Genomic DNA, 19,937 nt, shown 5'->3' on the forward strand with positions numbered 1-19,937 from the left:
AAATTTATAGCTGTATGACTACCATGACAGGGTGATGGTCAGAGGCAAAACGCCCTGCCCAAGTCTGCGTAATAGTAGCGTGTTTTTTTACTCGTATCTTTTTAGTATTCAAAAATATATGGTCTATTTCGCTGTTTTCTCGCTCCTTGTTTTCAAAACCATTAAAAGTATCTCTGGGACCGAAGTGTGGAGTTTCACTTACCGAAAGCGTATTTATCAAGCCTACATTCAGTATTTGACAGGGTTCGTCTTGTGGGGTGCTATTAAAATCTCCCATAATGATAGCAGGCGTGTCTTTGGCGATTTTTTTGACCAGTGCTATCACTAATTTTGCACTTTCTCGCCTTGCAGTTTCTCCAATATGGTCAAAATGCGTATTGAAAACATAAAATATTTTATTCCCTTTTTTTGTTTGAAATTTAGCATAGGTAATGATGCGATTCAATGCGGCATCCCAACCCTTGCTTGGGTTTTCTGGGGTGGGGCTAAGCCAAAGCGTTTGACTTTCCAATAATCTAACCTTATCTTTCTGATAGAAAATAGGAGAAAACTCTCCCGCTTCTTTGCCGTCATCTCGCCCTTTTCCTACATATTCATACTCAGGAAGCAGCGTACTGATGTCTTGAATTTGACCATACAAAGCCTCCTGCATTCCGCAAATTTCTATTTCGTGAAAGCGAAGTAAGCTACACAAGTTTTCCTTTCGCTTATCCCAGCGATTTTCTCCGTCTTTTTCTGTATTAAAACGGATATTGAAAGTCATCAGCCTCATTTCTTGCCCATGCAAAAGATTTGTTCCCTGTATGAAAGAAAAAAGTAGTAAAAATTTTAAAATTTTGCTTTTCATTTGTTTTCAAGAAAATCTATTACAAATATCAGAAAAATTACTTTGATAATGGTATTTTTATATTCCAATAAAATTTGTGCAAACTAATTTGCCTATGGTATGTTTTTAAACCAAAATAAACTTTATATTATATGATGAACTATCAAATTTCCTATCAAGTTACTCCAACCCTATTGATTTCTCTGTTCTTTTTACTCATTTCCTGTTCCTCTGAAAATGAGCAAGGTACAGACGAAAAGGCTTTTCAAGAGCTTTTAAAGCCCATTCCTATATTTACTGAAAAGATGCTTGAGAATTTGGAAAGCTACTCAGCAGAAATCATTAATGGGCAAAGACAAGCACTCGAAACGGTGCTTTCTGCCGATAAACAACTCAAATTAGGCTTGGAAAAATCAGATTTTCCTGACTATCACCTTACTTGGGTAAGGGCAAAGCAAATCCGTCTCCAATACATAGTTTTGCTGATTGGAACGGCGGCTGATAACTCAGCCGTTACCAATGAAGGACATAAATACTACCTTGCTACCTATACCCCAGAGGGAAAACCAATAGCACACATATTGTTTGCTTCTTTTCAAGCAAGTTCTTTGGAACAGGACAGAAGTTATTTCCAATGGGAAGGAGATGAACTAATGGTGCAAATCACGAGCGAGGACACCCACTTGATGGAACCTGTTTATATTACAAAAGTAAGTAATGAGAATAATTTTTATACTTTATCTCCCGAAGGCAAGATTGCCATAAAAGACGCTCGTATATCAGTGAAGTATTACAAAGGCGATACAGAAATCACTGATGAAGATGAAATCAATGGAGTAGAAGTGGGGGTAGGAGATTTACTTTATAAACATGATGGCAAAGACATCGTTGAGTACGTTATTTACAAGGTGGTAGAAAATGAATATTTCTATCAATCTACTACACAAAGCCCTATGCGACTCATCAAAAAACAAGAAAAAAGCAACGGAAACATAGTAGTTTATTCCTTAGAAGGATATGACACAGAGTACAAGTTCAAAGAAGGGGAAGCCATTATCATAGCCAGACCCAAATTAGGGCAAGACGTTACTTGGGAAGTACCCAAATATTTAACACGCATCAATCCTGATGGTTCGGAAAGCCCTTTTAGGCTCAAAAGAGATGAATAAAAGGGATTGTATGATTTTTACTATATTTTTTCTTTACCTCTTTCTTGATTTTACGTTAAAGTCTAAGGAAGAGGTAATTTTTTGCTCTGATTCAAAGACTTCTGGTATAGCTTTCGCACAAAATTATATTAAATTTGAATAAATCGTTACCTCGTAGGTCTGACTTTCTAAGTCAGACAAGAGCTACATTCAAAGAATGATTCCTCTTGAATGTTAATAAAAATATGCAAATCAAATTAAACACTTGAAAATCAAATACTATGATAAAAAATTTATTCATGATACTCTTGCTTTTAGTATGCATGCAAGCACAAGCACAAATTTTGGACAGATTGAAAGACAAAGCCAAGAATGCCGCCAAGAACGCCGCAAGGTCTGCCAAAGAGGGGTTTTTTCAAGAGATGAACAAAATGAAAGAAGAATACGACACGACAAGTTTTAACTATGCCATTGCCCTGAGCGACAATGCGGCTCTTTTTCAAAACAAAGAACGCTTTGGAAGGCAAAAAGTATTCTTAATGAAGGGCTTATACCGCGCTGATGAAAGGAGAGAAAGTCCCTTGGACAATGCCAGAGAAAGCAATAGCATCGGAGAAATGCTCTACGCAAACAATAGGTACAAGATGGCGGAGTTGAGCTTCAAAGGAACAAAAACTATCTTGGAAGGCATAGGGCAAACCTCACACCCCGTTTATGCTCAGTCATTGAGCAACTTAGGCTTGCTGTATCATACCACAGGACGCTATGCTCAGGCAGAAAAATTCACTGAAGCAGGTCTGGAGGCAAATAAGCAAATCGGGGCTACCCAATCTGCTTATGGTGCTTCGCTCAACAATAAAGCAGTGCTTTACAAAGACTTAGGTAGGTACATAGAATCAGAAACCCTTATAGAGCAAGCCCTGAGCATCATTAAGCAAAGCAAGGGAGAAAATAGCTTACCATACTCTATCTGCTTGAATAACAAGGGAATAATTTATCAAACTATTGGCAGGTACGACAAAGCAGAAGAATATTTGAAAAATGCTTTGACCATTTCTCAACCTTTTTTGAAAGAAAAGTCTTTAAATTATACGCGCTTGCAAATGAATTTGGGCTTACTTTACCAAGACATGAAAAGATACAACGAAGCAGAGCAAATTTTCAACGAAGTAAAAGCCAATTTAGATAAAAAAGTAGGCAAAAAACACCCTGATTATGCTCACTTACTCAACAACTTAGCTGCTTTTTACTTGGAAATTGGTAAAAATGAGGAAGTAGAAAAACTGCTTTTGCAAGCGGCGAGCATTTACAAAGACAAATTTGGAGAAAAACACCCATCGTATGCAAAGACAATCAGTAATTTAGGAAATTTTTATCGCATTAATGACCAACTAAGCAAAGCAGAACCTTTATTAGTCAAAGCCTTAGAAATTCGCAAAACTGTACTTGGCGATAAGCACCCTGACTATATAGATTCTTATGAAAACTTAGCTTTATTACATTGGCAAAAAGGCGATTTGAAAAGTGCTGTAGAGGAATTTCGCACAGTGTTAAAGCAAGATATGGAACTTGTCAGGACAAACTTTCCTGCTATGAGCGAATATGAAAAAACTAAGTTTTGGGATTTGATAAGTCCAAAATTTCAGATATTTTATTCCCTTGTCTGTCAAGCATATAACCAAGATAAATCCTTGCTTAGCGAAATGTATAACTACCATATCAATCTGAAAGGCTTGTTGCTCAATGAAACCACCAAAGTAAAAGAGCAAATTTTAGCAAGCAATGACAAAGCCTTGATTGACTTGTATTTGACTTGGATAGACCAAAAAGAAATGCTCGCAAGCCACTATACCATGAGCAAAGAGGAATTGGCAGAGGAAGGCATCAATCTGGACTCTTTGGAAAATGCGAATAATCAAATAGAAAAACAACTTTCTCAAAAATCTGCTCTTTTTAGCAAAGGATACGAGCTGAAAATCTATGACTTGCAGACTATCAAGCAGATACTTAATCCTGAAGAAGCCGCTATAGAAATAATAAGAGTACAAAAATTTGATAAAAAATTTACCAATGAGGTCTTATACGTAGCCTTAATTTTGACTAAGGAAAAGGAAAATCCTGAAATAGCTATCATGGACAGAGGCAAAGAAATGGAGGCACAGCATTTTAAATTTTATAAAAATGCCATTAGAAACAAAATCAACGACACCAAATCCTATAACATTTATTGGCAAACGATTGATGGCTTGATAAAAGGCAAAAAAGTAGTTTATCTTTCTTGCGACGGCATATATAACCAAATCAATGTCAATACTTTGCAAGCTCCCTCTGGTAAATACTTATTAGAAGAAAAAGAAATAGAAATAGTCGCCAATACGCGCTACGTGCCTGACGTAAAAGCGGTTTCTGCAAGTCCCAAAGGAGAAAAAGCCATTTTGATAGGTTTCCCGCATTATGGAAATGAAAATACCATTACCTCCCTGCCGGGTACGAAGGTAGAAGTAGAAAAAATCAGCCAGATTTTGAAAACCAATAAGTTACAAACTAACTTATTCCTTGCTGAATCCGCCGCAGAGGAAGAGGTAAAAAAAGTAAGCAATCCTAAAATTTTACACATTGCTACACATGGATATTTTTTGGTGGACTTAGAAAACTTTGGGAGGGAAAAGATTTTTGGGGTATCTACCGCTAAGGCAAAAGAAAATCCCCTCTTGCGCGCTGGGCTTATGCTTGCAGGAGCAGAAAAAGCACTCAATCAGCAGAATGTAGAAGTCAGAGGACATAACAACGGGATTCTGACCGCTTTTGAGGTAATGACTATGCAACTTGATAATACTGATTTGGTAGTGCTAAGTGCTTGTGAAACAGGACTTGGCGATGTCAAACATGGAGAAGGCGTGTATGGTTTGCAACGTGCCTTTCAAATCGCAGGGGCAAAATCTATTATCATGAGTTTGTGGAAAGTAGATGATGCCGCTACGCAAGAGCTAATGCAAAATTTCTACACTCAATGGCTTAAAACCAATGATAAGAACAAGGCTTTTATGCTTGCCCAGAATGCCATCAAAGCAAAGTATAAATTCCCTTATTTTTGGGGGGCTTTTGTATTAGTAACGAATTAAAAACAATGACTTAACCTTCATAAGCCTCTAATTCTCTAAGTTCCCTTTCAAAGCCACCAGAAAGGATGGGAAATCTACACCATGTTTTAGGGTCAAGGTTTTTGTCGTCCAAGTGAAAGGAAGGAGCATAACGCTCTCTTTTCCACTGGTTTCGACACCATAGTTTGAAAAATTTAGCTACCCAAGTTTTCAGTTGTGCCTTCGTATATTGCGGGTATTTCAACTGCAAAAGGATATAACATTCCAAAGGCATTTTCTTATCGCGAATCGCCGCTTCCTCGATAGAGTCGAGCAAGTCGTAAGGCATTAAGTCGTCCTCATCGGTTTGCTTGTTTTCCAAAGGACGCAACTCTGCCGTAGGCTGTTGCTCGTTTACGTATTGGAGGGCAGGAATCCTAAAAAACTCTTCTGTGCCTTTGAGGTCATAGCCTACCTTTTCTAACCAACGCAACCACTGACGTAAAAACGCCTTGTCGATGCCTGCGATGGGGCTAAGCCCGCCAGAGGTATCGCCGTCCATAGTGGCGTAACCCACCGCTGCCTCTGAGCGATTGCTTGTAGAAAGTAACAAAGCATTTTTGATATTAGCAAGCATCCAAATACTTGGAGCGCGTACTCTTGCTTGAATATTTTGTAAGGGAATATCATCGGTCTGCCAGCTTAGCTCTCTACCTATAGCATTGGAAATCAGGTAAGTATATTCTTTGTAAATGGTGTTGATATTGAACTCGTAAAACTTCGCATTGACGGCTTTAGCTACTTCTCTTGCAGCAGTTTGCGTTACAATAGAACTGTTTTCTGTGGGCTGATAAGCCGTGGTAATTAACCTGTGAGCTATTTCATCTACAGTTTGGCAGTGTTGTATTTCTTTGATATACGCTAACTTTTGTTTGAACTTTTCTAAGCCAATACTTTCTATGCCCATTTTAATCATCAAGTAACAGCAACAAGTAATTGCTGAGGAGTCTGCCCCTCCACTTAGCGAAATCACAAAACCTTTAGAATAGCTTTTTCTCATGTAATCAAACAACCCCAAAGCCTGTACCCTTGCAAATTCTTCTTCTTGCAAATACTGACTTTTCTCCCAAGGATTATCTAAAATTTGTGGATTTTCGGGTAAGATTTGAGGATAGGTAAAGTCGACTTCTATGCAAGTATCCTGCATATCAGGTACGTTAAAAACGGTACTTGCCTGCGCCTGTGCCATGCGAGCCTCTGCAATATCAATCACTGCACTCGTTACCAAATAATCATCAAAGGTCAGCCTTTCGCCTACCGCTACTAAAGTACCGGAGGAAGCAATCAAAGTACCTCCATCATAAATCGCTCTCCCTGCCTCGTTCCCAAGCAAATTGGCATAAATGTAGGCTGTGCCAAAAGCACGAGAACCTTCCAATACAAATCGCTTGCGAATGTCTAATTTAGAAAAGGCAAAATGGCTTGCACTTGGGTTCATAATCAAATCTATGCCAAACTTATACAACTTCCGCCCCGGACGGTTGGCTACCCAAGCATCTTCGCAAATCTCAAAGCCTATTTTTACTCCCCCTACGTTGTAATGAATATCACCTAAAGGGTAAGATTTTTTATTCCCTTTTTTGTCTGTAATCGTAATGTCTATTTTCTCATCTTCGGGCCAAGGAGTAAACCAACGCGGTTCGTAGTGAATCCCATTGCCTGCTAAAAATCTTTTTGCCACAAAACCAATGATTTGCTCATTAATCACAAGACAGGCAGTATTAAAAATGCGATTTTGGTACATCAGAGGTAATCCAAGGCAAACAACCATGTTGCTTGTATGCGGTAGAATTTCATGCAAGACCTCCATTGCCGTTTGATGTACGCCAATAGAGTAAAAAGCGTCTTCGCAACCGTAGCCTGTGATGCAGAGTTCGGGCAAGCACAAGATGCTCACTTTTTGTTTGCGGGCTTCTTCTATCGCATTGATAATGTTTTGCTTATTATTTTCCCATGCTAAAGGAGTTTGATTGAGTACAGCCCCTGCTACTTTGATGAGTTTCATATTGTTATTTTTTTGAGATGTGTTAGAAATGCCTTGCAAATATTTACAATATTACGAACTTAGTGTAAAAAATACAACGTAAAAATTAGCCATTAAGTTAAGAAAATTTTTTACATTTTTAGAAAACTATTTACTTACAAAGATATTTATTGCTATGTAATATTTATTAGATTTGAATATTTCAAGGCAAGTGCCTATTTTTGAGAAAAGCATAATTAAAAACTTTTACAATAATGGTATTACCTTTGTTCCCACTGAATTTGGTCGTTTTTCCCCAAGAGGAACTGAACCTACATATCTTTGAACCACGCTACAAGCAGTTAGTTAATGACTGCATAAACCAAAAAGCAACTTTTGGGATTCCCGTATTTTTAGAAAACAAGATTCAGGAAATAGGGGTAGAGGTACAAATCACTGCCTTAGTCAATCGCTATCCCGATGGACGCATGGACATCAAAACACGCGGAGAGCGTATTTTTCGTTTAAAAAGTTTTTTCAATCCTATGCTCGGCAAAATGCACGCAGGAGGAGAAGTGGAATTTCTTGAAACAGAGGAAGACTCGGATATGTTGCAACGCCTGCTTTTTATTGAAGCCGTTTCTCAGCTCTACGAAATTCTGAATGTCAAAGCAGAACTTAAAAGCGATGTGCCTTTTCTCTCTTATCAATATGCCCACAAAATAGGGCTTTCCCTTAAGCAAGAGTATGAACTGCTTACCTTGCTTGCAGAAAGCGAACGCATAGACTATTTGATAGAGCATCTTCGCAAATCTATCCCTATTGTCAGAGAAATGGAGCGAACTAAGCAAGTCATCCGTATGAATGGACACTTCAAAAACTTAGACCCACTCAAGTTTTAGATATTTAGTGTACTTTATACTTTTGGAGGTTAGGTTTATGGCTGCGCTTTCTCTTTAATTCGTGTTCATAGATTACCCTGCCCAGATTAGCCAGAAATGGATAGCCTATGCCATCATACTCATATACCCCGTCATTAAAAATTTGGTTTTCATTGACGTGAATCACGGCAGAGAGCATAAATTCTATTTGATTCTCAAAATCTACGATGTAAGCTGTATCAATCAAGTAGCCATACGCATTGCCTACTTTGTTAAAAATGCGTATTTTTTCTGGCTCTACTTTCTTCTTGCCGTCTCCATACATCAAAAATTTCACATAGTAGTCATTATACGTTGTATCCTTCTTATAATCAGGATAATCGCACTCTCTTGGCAAGATAGACAAGCTCTGATACAAAAAGCGATAATCTTCCTCACTGAGATTAAATCTTTGATTTTCAGGTGTAATTTCTGGGAACATCACTGCTTTTAGTATCTCATGCAGATTTTCCAAAGAAATATAGTTGCTATTGGTAAAATCCATAGGCTGATTGACCAACTCGTTCTGACGTATAAAACCCTTGCCTGTGATTTGATTTTTAAGTTTGAAGGGATAAGACTTTTTGTTGTAAGCCATAGGTTGCCTGTAAATCTCGTTTTCTCCCTCGTAGAAGGACATAGGATTGGTGTATTTGGCACGCTCTCCTCCGTCTCCAATAGAGAGCCGATGAGTAATTCTCAAATCTTGAAAACCTTTCTGGTATAGCTTTTCGTTGAGATATTCCTGCCCTAAAAACTCATATAATCGATTAAAGGCATCATTATCGCTTACGGCGAATAACTTTTTGATATAGTGAGCAATAGAGGGAGAGTAGTCTTTAGCTGAGGAATCATAAACCACTTTGGTTTGTCCTGTATATCCGCTGTCTATCTTCATGCGAGAATATTTGTTCAAACCCTTTATATTCAGCTCATTGAGCTTTTCTAAGGCAAGGAAAGCAGCAGGCATCTTTACGGTGCTTGCAGGATAAAAGTAAAAAGATTTATCTACCCGATAGTGGAAGTCTTTGAATGAAGGAAGGTTGTTTTCATCTCTATCTATTTGGCTGTAAATGATTTGTATTTGATACTTGGCTGGATTTTGGAGTACTTTGGCAAAAAAGTTTTTGTTGTTCTGCAAAAGCTGTTCTAAGAATTGTGTATCAATTTTTTTAGTTTGACAAAAAGCAAAAAAAAACTGAAATAGGAAGAAGTTGAGTAAGAGTATTTTTTTCATAAATGAATTTTTGGGTTATCAAATTATTTTCAAAGTTTAGCCTCGAGTACTTAAACAAGATAACAAATTAAAAGTTTCTGAAATTACTGCAAAAGTCTTGACCTTCCTTTTCTATTGTAAAACAACTGTAACATCTTATTTTCTGCTTAAATTTTCTCTAAAATAAACTCCATCTACGGTATTATAACGTGTCGTTTTTACAAGCAACTTAAAATAATCTTTTTCATCTATCTTCGTTTGGCGCGCCTTGTAGAAGCCTTCTGAGATTAGCCCAAAAAAGTAAGGAAAAAGAATATCTCTGATTGGTATTCTTGTTGGTTTTGGGTAAGCTAAGGCTTATTGCCTGTGTAGTAGGATTATTAAAATATCTTGGATAATATCGGAATCTATAACTTATTTTTCCGTTTTTTACTTCTTTGTAGAGATTGCCCACCCAAATTCCATTTTTATAAACTTTTACCTTCTGTGAACTTTTATTTTTTTGGGTTCTCATCGTAATTTTTCAAACTTTTAACCAAAGTTAATAAAAAGTTTCTCTCTTTCAAATCTCACCAATTCAATTAAAAACCTCCTTCTCAAAATCCATAATTCAGCACCACATTGTAGTTGCCCATATCTACTCTATTAATCCTATACCGCTCATTGTCATAGATTTCTCCATTGTTTACTTTGTAAACTGCTAAGACTTGTACGTCTAAACCTTCTAACAAGCCTTTGAAACGGTAGCGCATTTCTGCATTGAGTTGGAAAAAGGAAGGCATACCATATTTGTTTAGACGGGTATTTTTTACATCAGGCATTTGGTAGTGTCCTATGCCACCCTCAAAGCGCAGTCTTTTTTGTGGAACTTGGTGAATAAAGTATAAGTTTATTGCATGAACATCTCCAAATCCATCGCTGCGTTCTCTTTTCATAAAAGTAAAAAAAGGCTCTAATCCCCACTCTCTTGGCGAAAGAAAACGACTGTCTGCGGTGATGCGGGTATAGTTGAGTTGTAGTTGAGCGTTATTTTTTTGATAAGCAATGCGTCCGCTCAATGCCCAAGCGTGTGTGTTTGGTGTAATGTATGTTCTTGCCAAATCTTCATTTCCTCCTTGATTAACCGCATCTTGGCGGTTGGCTTGGAAGGCGAGTAAAATTTTATCCTTATTTTTAAGGGAAAAACTCCTTTCTACTTGGGCAAAAGCAAGGTTGTAAATGTTTTCTAAAAAGTAATTCCTTAGTGTAATTTTTACTTGATTTTTAAACTGGTAATGCCCACCAATTAAAAGCAATCCCTTGCTTGTCAAATTATTAGCATAGCCAGAACGAGAGCCATCAGGGTTGATGCCTGTGGGATAAGTGCCTATGGACTCTGCGATGCTGTACCACTTTTGCGTAGAGCGAGGAGCAGAACGGTACAAATATCCTCCTTCCAAATGCAAGTTGTTTCTCGGGTTCAAGTCTATCCAAAGCCCTTCCATAAATGAGGGTCGCATTCTGCCGTCCTGCGGGTGAATGTAAGGAAGTGTAAGTAACTGTTTCCCCAAAGTAATGCTTGATTTGTTCCAACTATACCGCAAAAAAAGTTCTTCTATCCTCACCAATTCATTTTTTTGAGAAAAATTAGTAACATCATACAAACCAATCACGTAGCGGTCTGGGGCGTTGGTTAGTGGGTCATTTTTCGTAAAGTCAGAAGAAGCAATATCATAAGTTACTGAGCCTGCTATCCCTAACTGAAAGCCTTTGTACTTGGCAGTTTCGTAGCGCAAAACTCCCGCTACTGCGTAGCCGTAAGAATCAGTGAGTTGTCCATTGTTGTCGTTGAGCATGAGAAAATTTCTGAACAATCCGCCAACTTTTCCTTTGGTAAAAGCCTGTCGCAGGTTCGTGCTATCTTTTTGAATGGTAGTATTTTGTGCCTCCACTTTTTTAGATAAAAATAAGAATAGCAAAAGGCTCAATATCAGGTATTTGTTTTTCATATTTTGTTATTTTACTGCAAAATGATTGTCCCTATGGGGACTTTAAATGAACAATAAATTTGAAACAACTCATAACTACTTTTTTCTTGCTTCTGCTATGGGTTTAAAGGGACCGAACTTATGTTGTTGTTCTGAAAAACTATCTGCAAATGGACCGAAAGGGTGGTCTATAGGCTTACCTGCAAGGTTTTTCCAATCATTTTTCATTACTGTTGTTCTTACGTCAGGGCGGGGCATACTGTTGATATAAGCGGCAACGTCCCAAGCCTCCTCGTCTGTAACCAAAGGTCTATCGTAGCTTGCTGCCCACGGCATATTGGCTTTGACATAGCTTGCTAAGCGAGAGAGTCGGTAAAGTCCAGCTCCATTGTTATAGCTATTTTTTCCCCAAAGTGGAGGATACTGATAGCCTGTTCCGTCTGGCATAGGAACGCCACTTCCGTCTAATTGATGACATGAAAAACATTTTTTCTCATAGACAATTTTCCCTTTTTCTGGGTCAGCGGCTCTATCCAAGTAAGGTAGTTCTACTAATCCTGACCCTTTAGGAGTTTCTCCTCTCTTTACATCTTTGCCCAGCCAGCTGATATAGGCAACTATTGCGTGCATTTCTCTGCTTGCTGTGTCTAAGGGCTTTCCATTCAAGCTACGTTCAAAGCAATCATTGACGCGTTTTTGTATAGTTTCTACCGTTCCAGACCTTTCCCTGAACTTAGGATAGGTAGAAGCTACTGCGCTGTAATTGTTTCCAAAAGGCTTTGTGCCTGCGTCCAAGTGACAGTTTTGGCAGTTCATTCCGTTACTCATTTTTGCCACAGAACCATTTGTACCTAAGTAAATGGCGGTATTTTTTATCAATTCTCTTCCATAACGAATCAGCTTACCCTGTTCGTCTTGGGGAATTGTGCTGGTATCTGGGGCTTGCCAAAGGGGTGGGAAAGTTGTTTGTCCTTGAACTGTAGCTAAGTTTTCTACTTTTTCTTGCCTTTCCCGTTCTTTCCAAGAAAAATCGATATTTCTCAAAAAAAGTAAGGTGAAAATCGTTAGTAAGCCCACAGGTACAAAAAGCAAAAGAAAATTGGCATACCTAAGTATTTTAGCTATTTCCCTTTGTTGTAAATCTTTGTTTTCCATGTGTTTAAATTTGGAAAATTAATTGACTCTTGCTTTTCACGTGATAACTGAAAAGATAGTTATTCAATTTTTTACGTGTTATCACGTAAAAAATAATACCTTAATGAGGTAATTTTTCTCTAAGTTTTCCATATACCCAAGTTCCTGCAATAGCACTCAACAAAGTAATGCTAATTACTCCAAACCCATTGCCTATTTGAGCAAACAAGGGACCGGGACAAGCCCCCGTAATCGCCCAACCTAAACCAAAAATCAATCCTCCATAGATTTGTCCTTTACTGAACTCTTTGTTGTCTATGGTGATTTTTTCCCCATAGATAGACTTGATATTCAGTCTTTTAATAAGTTGAACGGAGATAAGCCCTACTATTACCGCAGTGCCAATCACTCCGTACATGTGGAAAGAGGTCAGGTGGAACATTTCTTGGATACGAAACCAGCTAATGATTTCCGCCTTGACAAAGACAATCCCAAAAACAATTCCAACCACCATGTACTTAAAATTGTACCACCAAGGGTGTTGTAAGGCAGATTCATTGGTACACATTGCATCTGTATGGCGAACATCTGCATTGATAATTTCTTCTATTTCAGTAGTTTTGATGATAGTTTTTTCCATAATTTTAATTTTGTTTATCATGTGATAACACATGATAAATTGACTTGATGTTGATTTTTAACTCATTTGTTTTGCAATTTTGCAAGTGTTTTTCGGTTTGTTTATCACGTACTTCGTACCGAGTACAAAATACGTGATAAATTGACTTGTTTTCCTTTTAGTTCTTTGTCAATTTTACAAGCGTTTCTCGAGCCATTTGTCATCTTATCATGTGTTTTCACATGATAAGCATATTCAAACTCATAAAAACTTGAAAATCAGTGGTAATAATACATTAGCAGAAATAAAACCACCCACCATGAAGCTAATAGTAGCTATGAGCGAAGGTACTTGCAAATTGGACAAGCCCATGATAGAATGTCCAGAAGTACAGCCCCCCGCATAGCGAGTTCCAAAACCTACTAAGAAACCACCTAAGACAAAGAAAATGAAACCTTTGAGAGTAAAAAGATTATCCCAAGTGAAAATTTCTGCGGGCATAAGGCTACTAAAATCACTAATGCCGTAGCTTGCTAAGATTTGTTGGGTGCTTTCTGAAATTTGGATAGCTTCAGGGTTTTGTAAGAAAAGATGTGCAAAAAAACCTCCCAGAAATATTCCCGCTACAAAAAATAGATTCCATGCTTCCTTTTTCCAATCATATTTGAAAAAAGGAATATTCGCAGGCATACAAGCGGCGCATACGTGCCTCAAAGAAGACGAAATCCCAAATTTTTTATTCCCTAAAATGAGTAGAGTAGGTACAGTAAGCCCTATCATCACCCCTGCCACTGACCAATGCCAAGGCTGTTGCAAAAATTCTAACATAATTTTCTTAGTTATGAGTTACAAGCGATTAGTTATGACTGGTATATTGTCTTATCTATGCTGACAGGTTTTTTACACCTGTCAGCTATAAAAAGTATTAGTTTGCTTTCAAAGTCGAAGGGCAAACATAGTTCGTTTTGGGAATGTCAGTTTTTGAAATTGCCCCAAAACCACCAGCAATGTCCACTACGTTGTGGTAGCCTCTTGCTTTAAGCACTGAACATGCAATCATAGAACGATAGCCTCCTGCACAGTGAATATAGTTGTCTTTTTCTTTGTCAAAAGAAGCCATGTGTTCATTGATATATGCCAAAGGAGTGTTCTGTGCTATTTCCAGATGCTCTGCCTCGAACTCACTTTGCTTGCGGACATCTTTTACTACTATATCGGCGTTTTCTTTTACTCTTTGTGCAAACTCCTCAGCAGAAATAGAAATTACATGGTCTAACTCTTTTCCTGCTTTTTCCCAAGCCGCTATGCCACCCTCTAAATACCCTAAGGTGTTGTCATAACCCACTCTGGACAAGCGAGTAACTACTTCTTCTTCTCTGCCTTCGTCTGCTACTATGATGATGGCTTGGTTGATATCAGTAATCAAAGTCCCTACCCAAGGTGCAAAATCTCCGTCAATACCAATGTTGATAGATTGAGGAATAAAACCATTTTTAAAAACTTGAGGTTTGCGAGTATCCAACACGATAGCATTATGGTCTTCCACTAACATTTCTATCACTTCTGGAGAGAGAGGAGTCATGCCTTTAGAAATCACCTTTTCTACGCTTTCATAACCTGTTTTATTTAGCATTACATTTTTAGGGAAGTAGAAAGGAGGTGGCTGAAGCCCATCAGTAACTTCTTTGATAAACTGTTCCTTCGTAGCGGCTTTGAGGGCATAGTTGGTCTTTTTCTGATTGCCCAAAGTATCAGAAGTTTCCTTACTCATGTTTTTTCCACAAGCTGAGCCAGCCCCATGAGCAGGATATACAATGATGTCATCAGCTAAGGGCATAATTTTAGTATGCAAAGAGTCATACAAATAACTTGCTAAATCATTGATAGTCAAATTAGATTTTTGGGCTAAATCAGGTCGTCCCACATCTCCAATGAAAAGTGTATCGCCTGTGAAAATAGCTGTTTCTTTGCCGTTCTCGTCGATGAGTAAGTAGCAACTTGATTCCATGGTATGTCCTGGTGTATGTAGCACACGAATAACTACCTCGCCTAACTTGAACTCTTGACCATCTTGGGCAATCAGCGCATCAAAAGCAGGGTTAGCATTAGGACCGTAAATAATCGGTGCACCTGTCGCTTTCGCTAAGTCTAAATGTCCAGATACGAAATCGGCGTGGAAATGTGTTTCAAAAATGTATTTGATAGTGGCATTGTTGCGCTTAGCCTTTTCTAAGTAAGGCTTAATTTCTCTTAAAGGGTCGATGATAGCTGCTTCGTTGCCTGATTGGATGTAGTAAGCACCTTGTGCTAAACAGCCTGTGTAAATTTGTTCTATTTTCATTTTTTTGAATATTTATGTTTTGTTTTGATTTTTTTATTTTGCTTCTCACGTCATAAAATGTGAGAAATTGATTTATTTAAGATATTTTTTTATGAAGTGGCATACTTTACATTTTTTATAGAATACGATTTAAAGTTCCATTGAATATAAACACCTGTTAGTGAGGTAAGTAAGCCAATAATTGTGATAGTAATGCCTACTTCAAACTTGATTAATAGCAAGGCAGAAAGTAATGCGCCTACTACAAAACCACCGTCCCGCCAAAAGCGATATACCCCTAATTGAATTGCTTTTTGAGAAGGCAAAGCATTGTCAGCTATTGCCGCTACAAAAACAGGATAAACCATAGCTGTTCCCAAGCCTAATACTGCCGACAAGAAAGCAAAACTGATAAAAGTATTTGCCCAAGCAAACAGAAGCAATACAATTCCTTGCAACGCCATTCCCCAAACCATCAAAGGTTTTCTTCCGTAACTGTCAGACCATTTTCCTGTAAATAATTGGAAGATTCCCCATGTCAAAGGGTAAACTGCCGCAATCAATCCAATTTGTTCTAAATCAAAGCCTTTGCTTATTAATAATACTGGAAAAACTCCCCATGCCAGCGCATCATTCAAGTTATTTACCAAACCAGCTATGACAACTGCACGCTGGTTTTTCTGTTGAAAAATCTCTATGATACAATTTACACTACAAGCAAAATAGGTTTTATTGTTTTGTAAATCAATAGTTTGACTTTTCTCTTGTGATTTTGATATTTCCTTTACCCAAAGGGTACTTAACAAAAGTGCCACTGCTACAATAGCTCCTGCTAAGAAAAAAGGATAAGGAAAAACATTATATTCCTTTGCTATCAAAGCACTTAGATAAGCACTCAAAGCCAAAGCTGTATAACCTGCAAACTCATTCAATCCTGCTACCAAGCCTCTGTTCTTTTCTCCTGCCAATTCTATTTTCATTAGTAAAGTCATAGACCAAGCCAAACCTTGTTGCAATCCTAAAAAGACATTGGCTAAAAGAATCCACCACCAAGACTGGGCAAAAATCAGTAAGAAAGGCACAGGAATCGCTAAATACCAACCTATGAGTAGAAGCTTTTTCCTGCTTACTTTCATTGCCCACTTGCCTCCCCAATAGTTCACCGTCATTTTGCTTACGCCAAAAGCCATAATAAAAGCCAGCAAAAGCATATTGTTTTTGATGCCAAACTGCTGTTCTGCAAGCATAGGCATAATGCTTCTTTCTATTCCTAACAAACTACCAACTAAGGCGTTAATCAATGTAAGCAAGGCTATTTGACTTTTATTTTGCATTTTTTTATTTTTGCTTTTCACGTGATAACACATGAAAAGTTGATTCTCAACGATTTATTTGTTGAGTCCACAGTAAAACTTATTAAGCACTAATACACGAAGATACAGGGTTTACCACAAGAAGACTTTTAACCATTTCAAACAACCTCAAACTATATCAAACACTTTAAAATCAACTACTTCAAAAACAACTCTTTTACAATAATATACACTCCCATCACCAGCACAAACCACCCAAAAGCAGGTTTTAAGGTTTCATTGCTTATCTTTTTGGAAAGCAAACTTCCTCCAATAATCCCAATTACCGCTACTCCAGAAAAGAACAATAAAAACTCCCAATTCATTGCTTCACTTGCTTTCAAATCTCCTGTAAAACCTATCAAAGATTTTAGTGCGATAATTACCAAAGAAGTCCCAATGGCTTGTTTCATGGGCAACTTTGCTAAGAGAACCAAAGCAGGAATAATCAAAAAGCCTCCACCAGCCCCAACCAAACCTGTAATTCCACCTACGATTAAGCCCTCTGCTAAGATTAAGGGGTAATTGTAGGCGATGGTTTGAGATACGTGTAAGTGTAGACTTGTTTGAGGTTGTTTGAAATGGTTGGAGGTTGCTTGAATTGTTAATTGTCGATTGTTGGTTGTTAGTTGTTGGTTGTTATCGTTTATAGTTGCAAATGTTGATTGTTCATTTGCTATTGGTAAATCACCATCAGTAATTAGTAATTCTTTCTTTGATTGTCTAATCATGGAAACAGAAGCTAAGAGCATAATCACTGCAAATAGCATTAGCAAAAATAAGGGCTTTGTGAGTACAAATTCTCCCATTTGAAAAATGGTATTGGGGATAACAGGCACTACGTACAAACGAGTAAGGTAAACACCAATAATAGACGGTAAACCAAATACAAAAGCAGTGCGCCAATGAATATTTCCTTGACTGATATGGCTCAAAGAACCTACTAAACTTGTTAGCCCTACGATAAAAAGCGAATAAGCGGTTGCAAGTACTGCATCAGTCGCAAAAAGATAAACTAAAATCGGTACGGTGAGAATAGAACCTCCTCCACCGATTAAGCCTAATGAAACACCCATGAGCAATGCTCCTATGTAACCTATAATTTCCATGATTCAAATGTAGATAAAATATTTTATTTATAAACAAATGATAATATATTCATATAATCAAAAATAAAAAAGAACGAGCAACCACACATCAGAAACTAAAAACTACATATTGCAGTCGCAGTTTTCTATACAGCTAATGAGCTTAACTACATCTTTTTCTTTCAAAGAGTAATATACATTTTGCCCATCTTTCTGAGAGTTCAAAATGCCTTTTAGCTTCATATTGATTAGGTGATGCGAAAGTAAAGACTGCTCACAATCCAAAACACTACATAACTCATTCACCGACATTTTTTCCCTGTAGCTCAGCAAATCAATGACTGCTAAGCGAGTAGGGTGAGCCACTGTTTTTAAAATAAATGCTGCTTTTTCTAACTTTTCTTTGCTTAAATGTTGTACTATTTCCATTTGATTTCAAATTACGATACAAATATATGAACATATTTTCATGTAAAAAAATTTTTACTATTCTTTTGCATATTTTAACAATTCAGTTAATCTAAGAGCGGTAAGTTTTTTAGATATTCTTTGGTGTATTCGTACCCTATTTGGTATATTTCTTGGGCTTTGGCTACGTCATATACACCAAAAAATGCCATTTTAGGTGGTTCTATAAAAAAGTGGCATTTACCTCTGCGTCCCTCAATATTGGTGTTAATGGCTAAGTGTAATGCTCTTTCTATCATCTGCTTAATATTAGTAACTTTGAAATGTGTAGGCAGAGCGTTAGAATGAACACCTATAATATAGTCGCATTTGCCCTCGAGAGGTTCTACGGGTAGGTTATTAAGCACGCCGCCATCTACATAGTACCTGCCGTTGATTTCTACTGGGGCAAATAGCACAGGTACACAAGAAGAGGCTTGTAGAGGTTTAATGAGTTCTCCTTCAGAGAAATATACTATTTCTCCATATTCTATATCAGTAGCAGAAACCGTTAGGGGAATGCTTAAACTTGCAAAAGAATTTTCTTTGAGCATCTGCTCATATAGCTTTTCTGTAGCTTCTATCCTAAGTAATCCTGTTAGACTTGTATCTGGTTTGAAAAATTTAAAAATCTTAGTTTTTACAATAAAGTGCAATATTTCCCAAGGTCTATTTCCCGCCGCATACAAAGCCCCTACAATCGCTCCTGCACTCACGCCAGAAAGGAAAGCAGGTTGAATCCCATGCTCTTCTAAGGCTTCTAAAACCCCTAAATGCGATATGCCTCTTGCGCCACCCCCTGATAATGCTAAGCCTATTTTCATGAATAGTCGAGTATTTTGAGTTACAAATGATTAGTTTCAAAAGTCAAAATTAGCATAATCCAAAGAAAGATACGCCTTTTTAATCACAATTTGGTTTTTTTCTTTTTCCCCATTTACTTATGTTGATAGTAGAGAATGTATTTGAAAAGGTTAAGTGGCATAGGTAGTTATGAATTATTAGTTATTAATTAATACGAAATAGTAATAATCAATGCTTTAATGAGTATTTACAAATATAAGCTGTACTTAATCAAAAGTGTTTTTGCAATTTTCTTTACTCTAAAGTTCCGTTTCTCTGACACTTTCGCTGGTAAAACTTAGGTAAGCAATGGACTTTCATCTGCCCTTGACTCACAACGTAGGTGTGCTATTTTTGTAGAAAATAATGAATAAAACCGCGTAGTGGTGGCATATTTCACAACTATGGACTTGCTGTAGGTGGGTTGGGCTTATTGTTTTCTACCAAGATGAAAGCCCTACGGGCTTAAAATTACATGTAGTATTGTTCATTGGAAAAAGTGTCAGAGAACCCAAGTCCCTTTCTCAGCAAGAGAAAGGAATTGAAAAATCATTTTATTTTGAGTATAATTCTGCAGGGCTACTTAGAAGTAATGATTTATCCGTAGAACAACTAATCTATACAAACAATGAAAAAAGGCATCTTTCTAAGATGCCTTTTCTTCAATCAAAATAATTCTAAACCCAAAAACTATTAGTGGTGATGGACGGAATCGAACCGCCGACACAAGGATTTTCAGTCCTTTGCTCTACCAACTGAGCTACATCACCTTTTTTCAGCCCTTTCAAATTTGGCGTTGCAAAGGTACGGCTGTTTTTTGTATTTTGCAAGCACTTAGAGTATATTTTTTGTAATATTTTTTTGATATTAATAGTAAAATGTTGATAAGCAAATACTTATTTTTCTAAAAATGATTGATATTTCTTATGGTAGTGCGATTGGTACTTTTGCTTT

The 19,937-nt window shown here is 37.4% G+C and carries 16 protein-coding genes and 1 tRNA gene; 3 read left to right on the forward strand and 14 right to left on the reverse strand.

All coding sequences use genetic code 11. The features are described 5' to 3' along the window. Positions 1-4: 4 nt before the first annotated feature. Entirely contained in the window at positions 5-847 is an 843-nt protein-coding gene (locus BM141_RS11910) for an endonuclease/exonuclease/phosphatase family protein (RefSeq protein ID WP_091545561.1), read from the reverse strand. A 131-nt stretch (positions 848-978) separates the two neighbouring features. On the opposite strand from BM141_RS11910, the gene BM141_RS11915 reads away from it, so the two are divergent. Both BM141_RS11915 and BM141_RS11920 read left to right on the forward strand, forming a co-directional pair. After that, positions 979-1,995: a hypothetical protein gene (locus BM141_RS11915; protein ID WP_091545564.1), complete on the forward strand. Its 1,017-nt coding sequence runs from the start codon at positions 979-981 to the stop codon at positions 1,993-1,995. 302 nt (positions 1,996-2,297) lie between these two features. Beyond that, positions 2,298-5,096, forward strand: a complete 2,799-nt coding sequence (locus BM141_RS11920) for a CHAT domain-containing tetratricopeptide repeat protein (protein ID WP_221407673.1) — start codon at positions 2,298-2,300, stop codon at positions 5,094-5,096. Between the two features lie 10 nt (positions 5,097-5,106). On the opposite strand, the gene nadE is transcribed toward BM141_RS11920, so the two are convergent. Continuing rightward, entirely contained in the window at positions 5,107-7,119 is a 2,013-nt protein-coding gene (gene nadE, locus BM141_RS11925) for an NAD(+) synthase (RefSeq protein WP_091545568.1), read from the reverse strand. A 233-nt stretch (positions 7,120-7,352) separates the two neighbouring features. Between nadE and BM141_RS11930 the strand changes: the two genes are divergently transcribed. Further along, positions 7,353-7,979, forward strand: coding sequence for an LON peptidase substrate-binding domain-containing protein (locus tag BM141_RS11930; RefSeq protein WP_091545570.1), 627 nt, complete (start codon positions 7,353-7,355; stop codon positions 7,977-7,979). A 4-nt stretch (positions 7,980-7,983) separates the two neighbouring features. On the opposite strand, the gene BM141_RS11935 is transcribed toward BM141_RS11930, so the two are convergent. From BM141_RS11935 to BM141_RS11990, 12 genes are all read right to left on the reverse strand, one after another. Continuing rightward, positions 7,984-9,234, reverse strand: coding sequence for a serine hydrolase (locus BM141_RS11935; RefSeq protein ID WP_091545572.1), 1,251 nt, complete (start codon positions 9,232-9,234; stop codon positions 7,984-7,986). A 223-nt stretch (positions 9,235-9,457) separates the two neighbouring features. Further along, positions 9,458-9,727: a HipA N-terminal domain-containing protein gene (locus BM141_RS11940; RefSeq protein ID WP_091545575.1), complete on the reverse strand. Its 270-nt coding sequence runs from the start codon at positions 9,725-9,727 to the stop codon at positions 9,458-9,460. Positions 9,728-9,809: 82 nt separating this feature from the next. Then, positions 9,810-11,201: an OprD family outer membrane porin gene (locus BM141_RS11945; protein ID WP_091545577.1), complete on the reverse strand. Its 1,392-nt coding sequence runs from the start codon at positions 11,199-11,201 to the stop codon at positions 9,810-9,812. Between the two features lie 75 nt (positions 11,202-11,276). Beyond that, complete coding sequence (locus tag BM141_RS11950) at positions 11,277-12,335, reverse strand: c-type cytochrome (RefSeq protein WP_091545579.1); 1,059 nt, start codon at positions 12,333-12,335, stop codon at positions 11,277-11,279. Between the two features lie 100 nt (positions 12,336-12,435). Continuing rightward, complete coding sequence (locus BM141_RS11955) at positions 12,436-12,882, reverse strand: DUF6691 family protein (protein WP_221407675.1); 447 nt, start codon at positions 12,880-12,882, stop codon at positions 12,436-12,438. A gap of 312 nt (positions 12,883-13,194) precedes the next feature. Further along, positions 13,195-13,761 (reverse strand): YeeE/YedE family protein, encoded by a 567-nt coding sequence (locus BM141_RS11960; protein WP_091545581.1) that lies wholly within the window; start codon positions 13,759-13,761, stop codon positions 13,195-13,197. A 97-nt stretch (positions 13,762-13,858) separates the two neighbouring features. Beyond that, complete coding sequence (locus BM141_RS11965) at positions 13,859-15,274, reverse strand: MBL fold metallo-hydrolase (protein ID WP_091545583.1); 1,416 nt, start codon at positions 15,272-15,274, stop codon at positions 13,859-13,861. A gap of 89 nt (positions 15,275-15,363) precedes the next feature. Then, a complete protein-coding gene (locus BM141_RS11970; protein WP_177217362.1) occupies positions 15,364-16,587 on the reverse strand; it encodes an MFS transporter in 1,224 nt (407 codons plus the stop codon). A gap of 176 nt (positions 16,588-16,763) precedes the next feature. Continuing rightward, the gene (locus BM141_RS11975; protein WP_091545587.1) at positions 16,764-17,714 is read right to left on the reverse strand and encodes a sulfite exporter TauE/SafE family protein; all 951 of its coding nucleotides are present in this window, start codon (positions 17,712-17,714) and stop codon (positions 16,764-16,766) included. A 102-nt stretch (positions 17,715-17,816) separates the two neighbouring features. Further along, on the reverse strand, positions 17,817-18,122 hold the full coding sequence (locus BM141_RS11980) for an ArsR/SmtB family transcription factor (RefSeq protein ID WP_091545590.1): 306 nt from the start codon (positions 18,120-18,122) through the stop codon (positions 17,817-17,819). An 86-nt stretch (positions 18,123-18,208) separates the two neighbouring features. After that, positions 18,209-18,964 (reverse strand): patatin-like phospholipase family protein, encoded by a 756-nt coding sequence (locus BM141_RS11985; protein WP_091545593.1) that lies wholly within the window; start codon positions 18,962-18,964, stop codon positions 18,209-18,211. A 716-nt stretch (positions 18,965-19,680) separates the two neighbouring features. Continuing rightward, positions 19,681-19,753: transfer RNA gene (locus BM141_RS11990), tRNA-Phe, on the reverse strand. Positions 19,754-19,937 lie beyond the last annotated feature (184 nt).

The organism is Thermoflexibacter ruber (assembly GCF_900113045.1).
Classification (GTDB): Bacteria; Bacteroidota; Bacteroidia; order Cytophagales; family Thermoflexibacteraceae; genus Thermoflexibacter; species Thermoflexibacter ruber.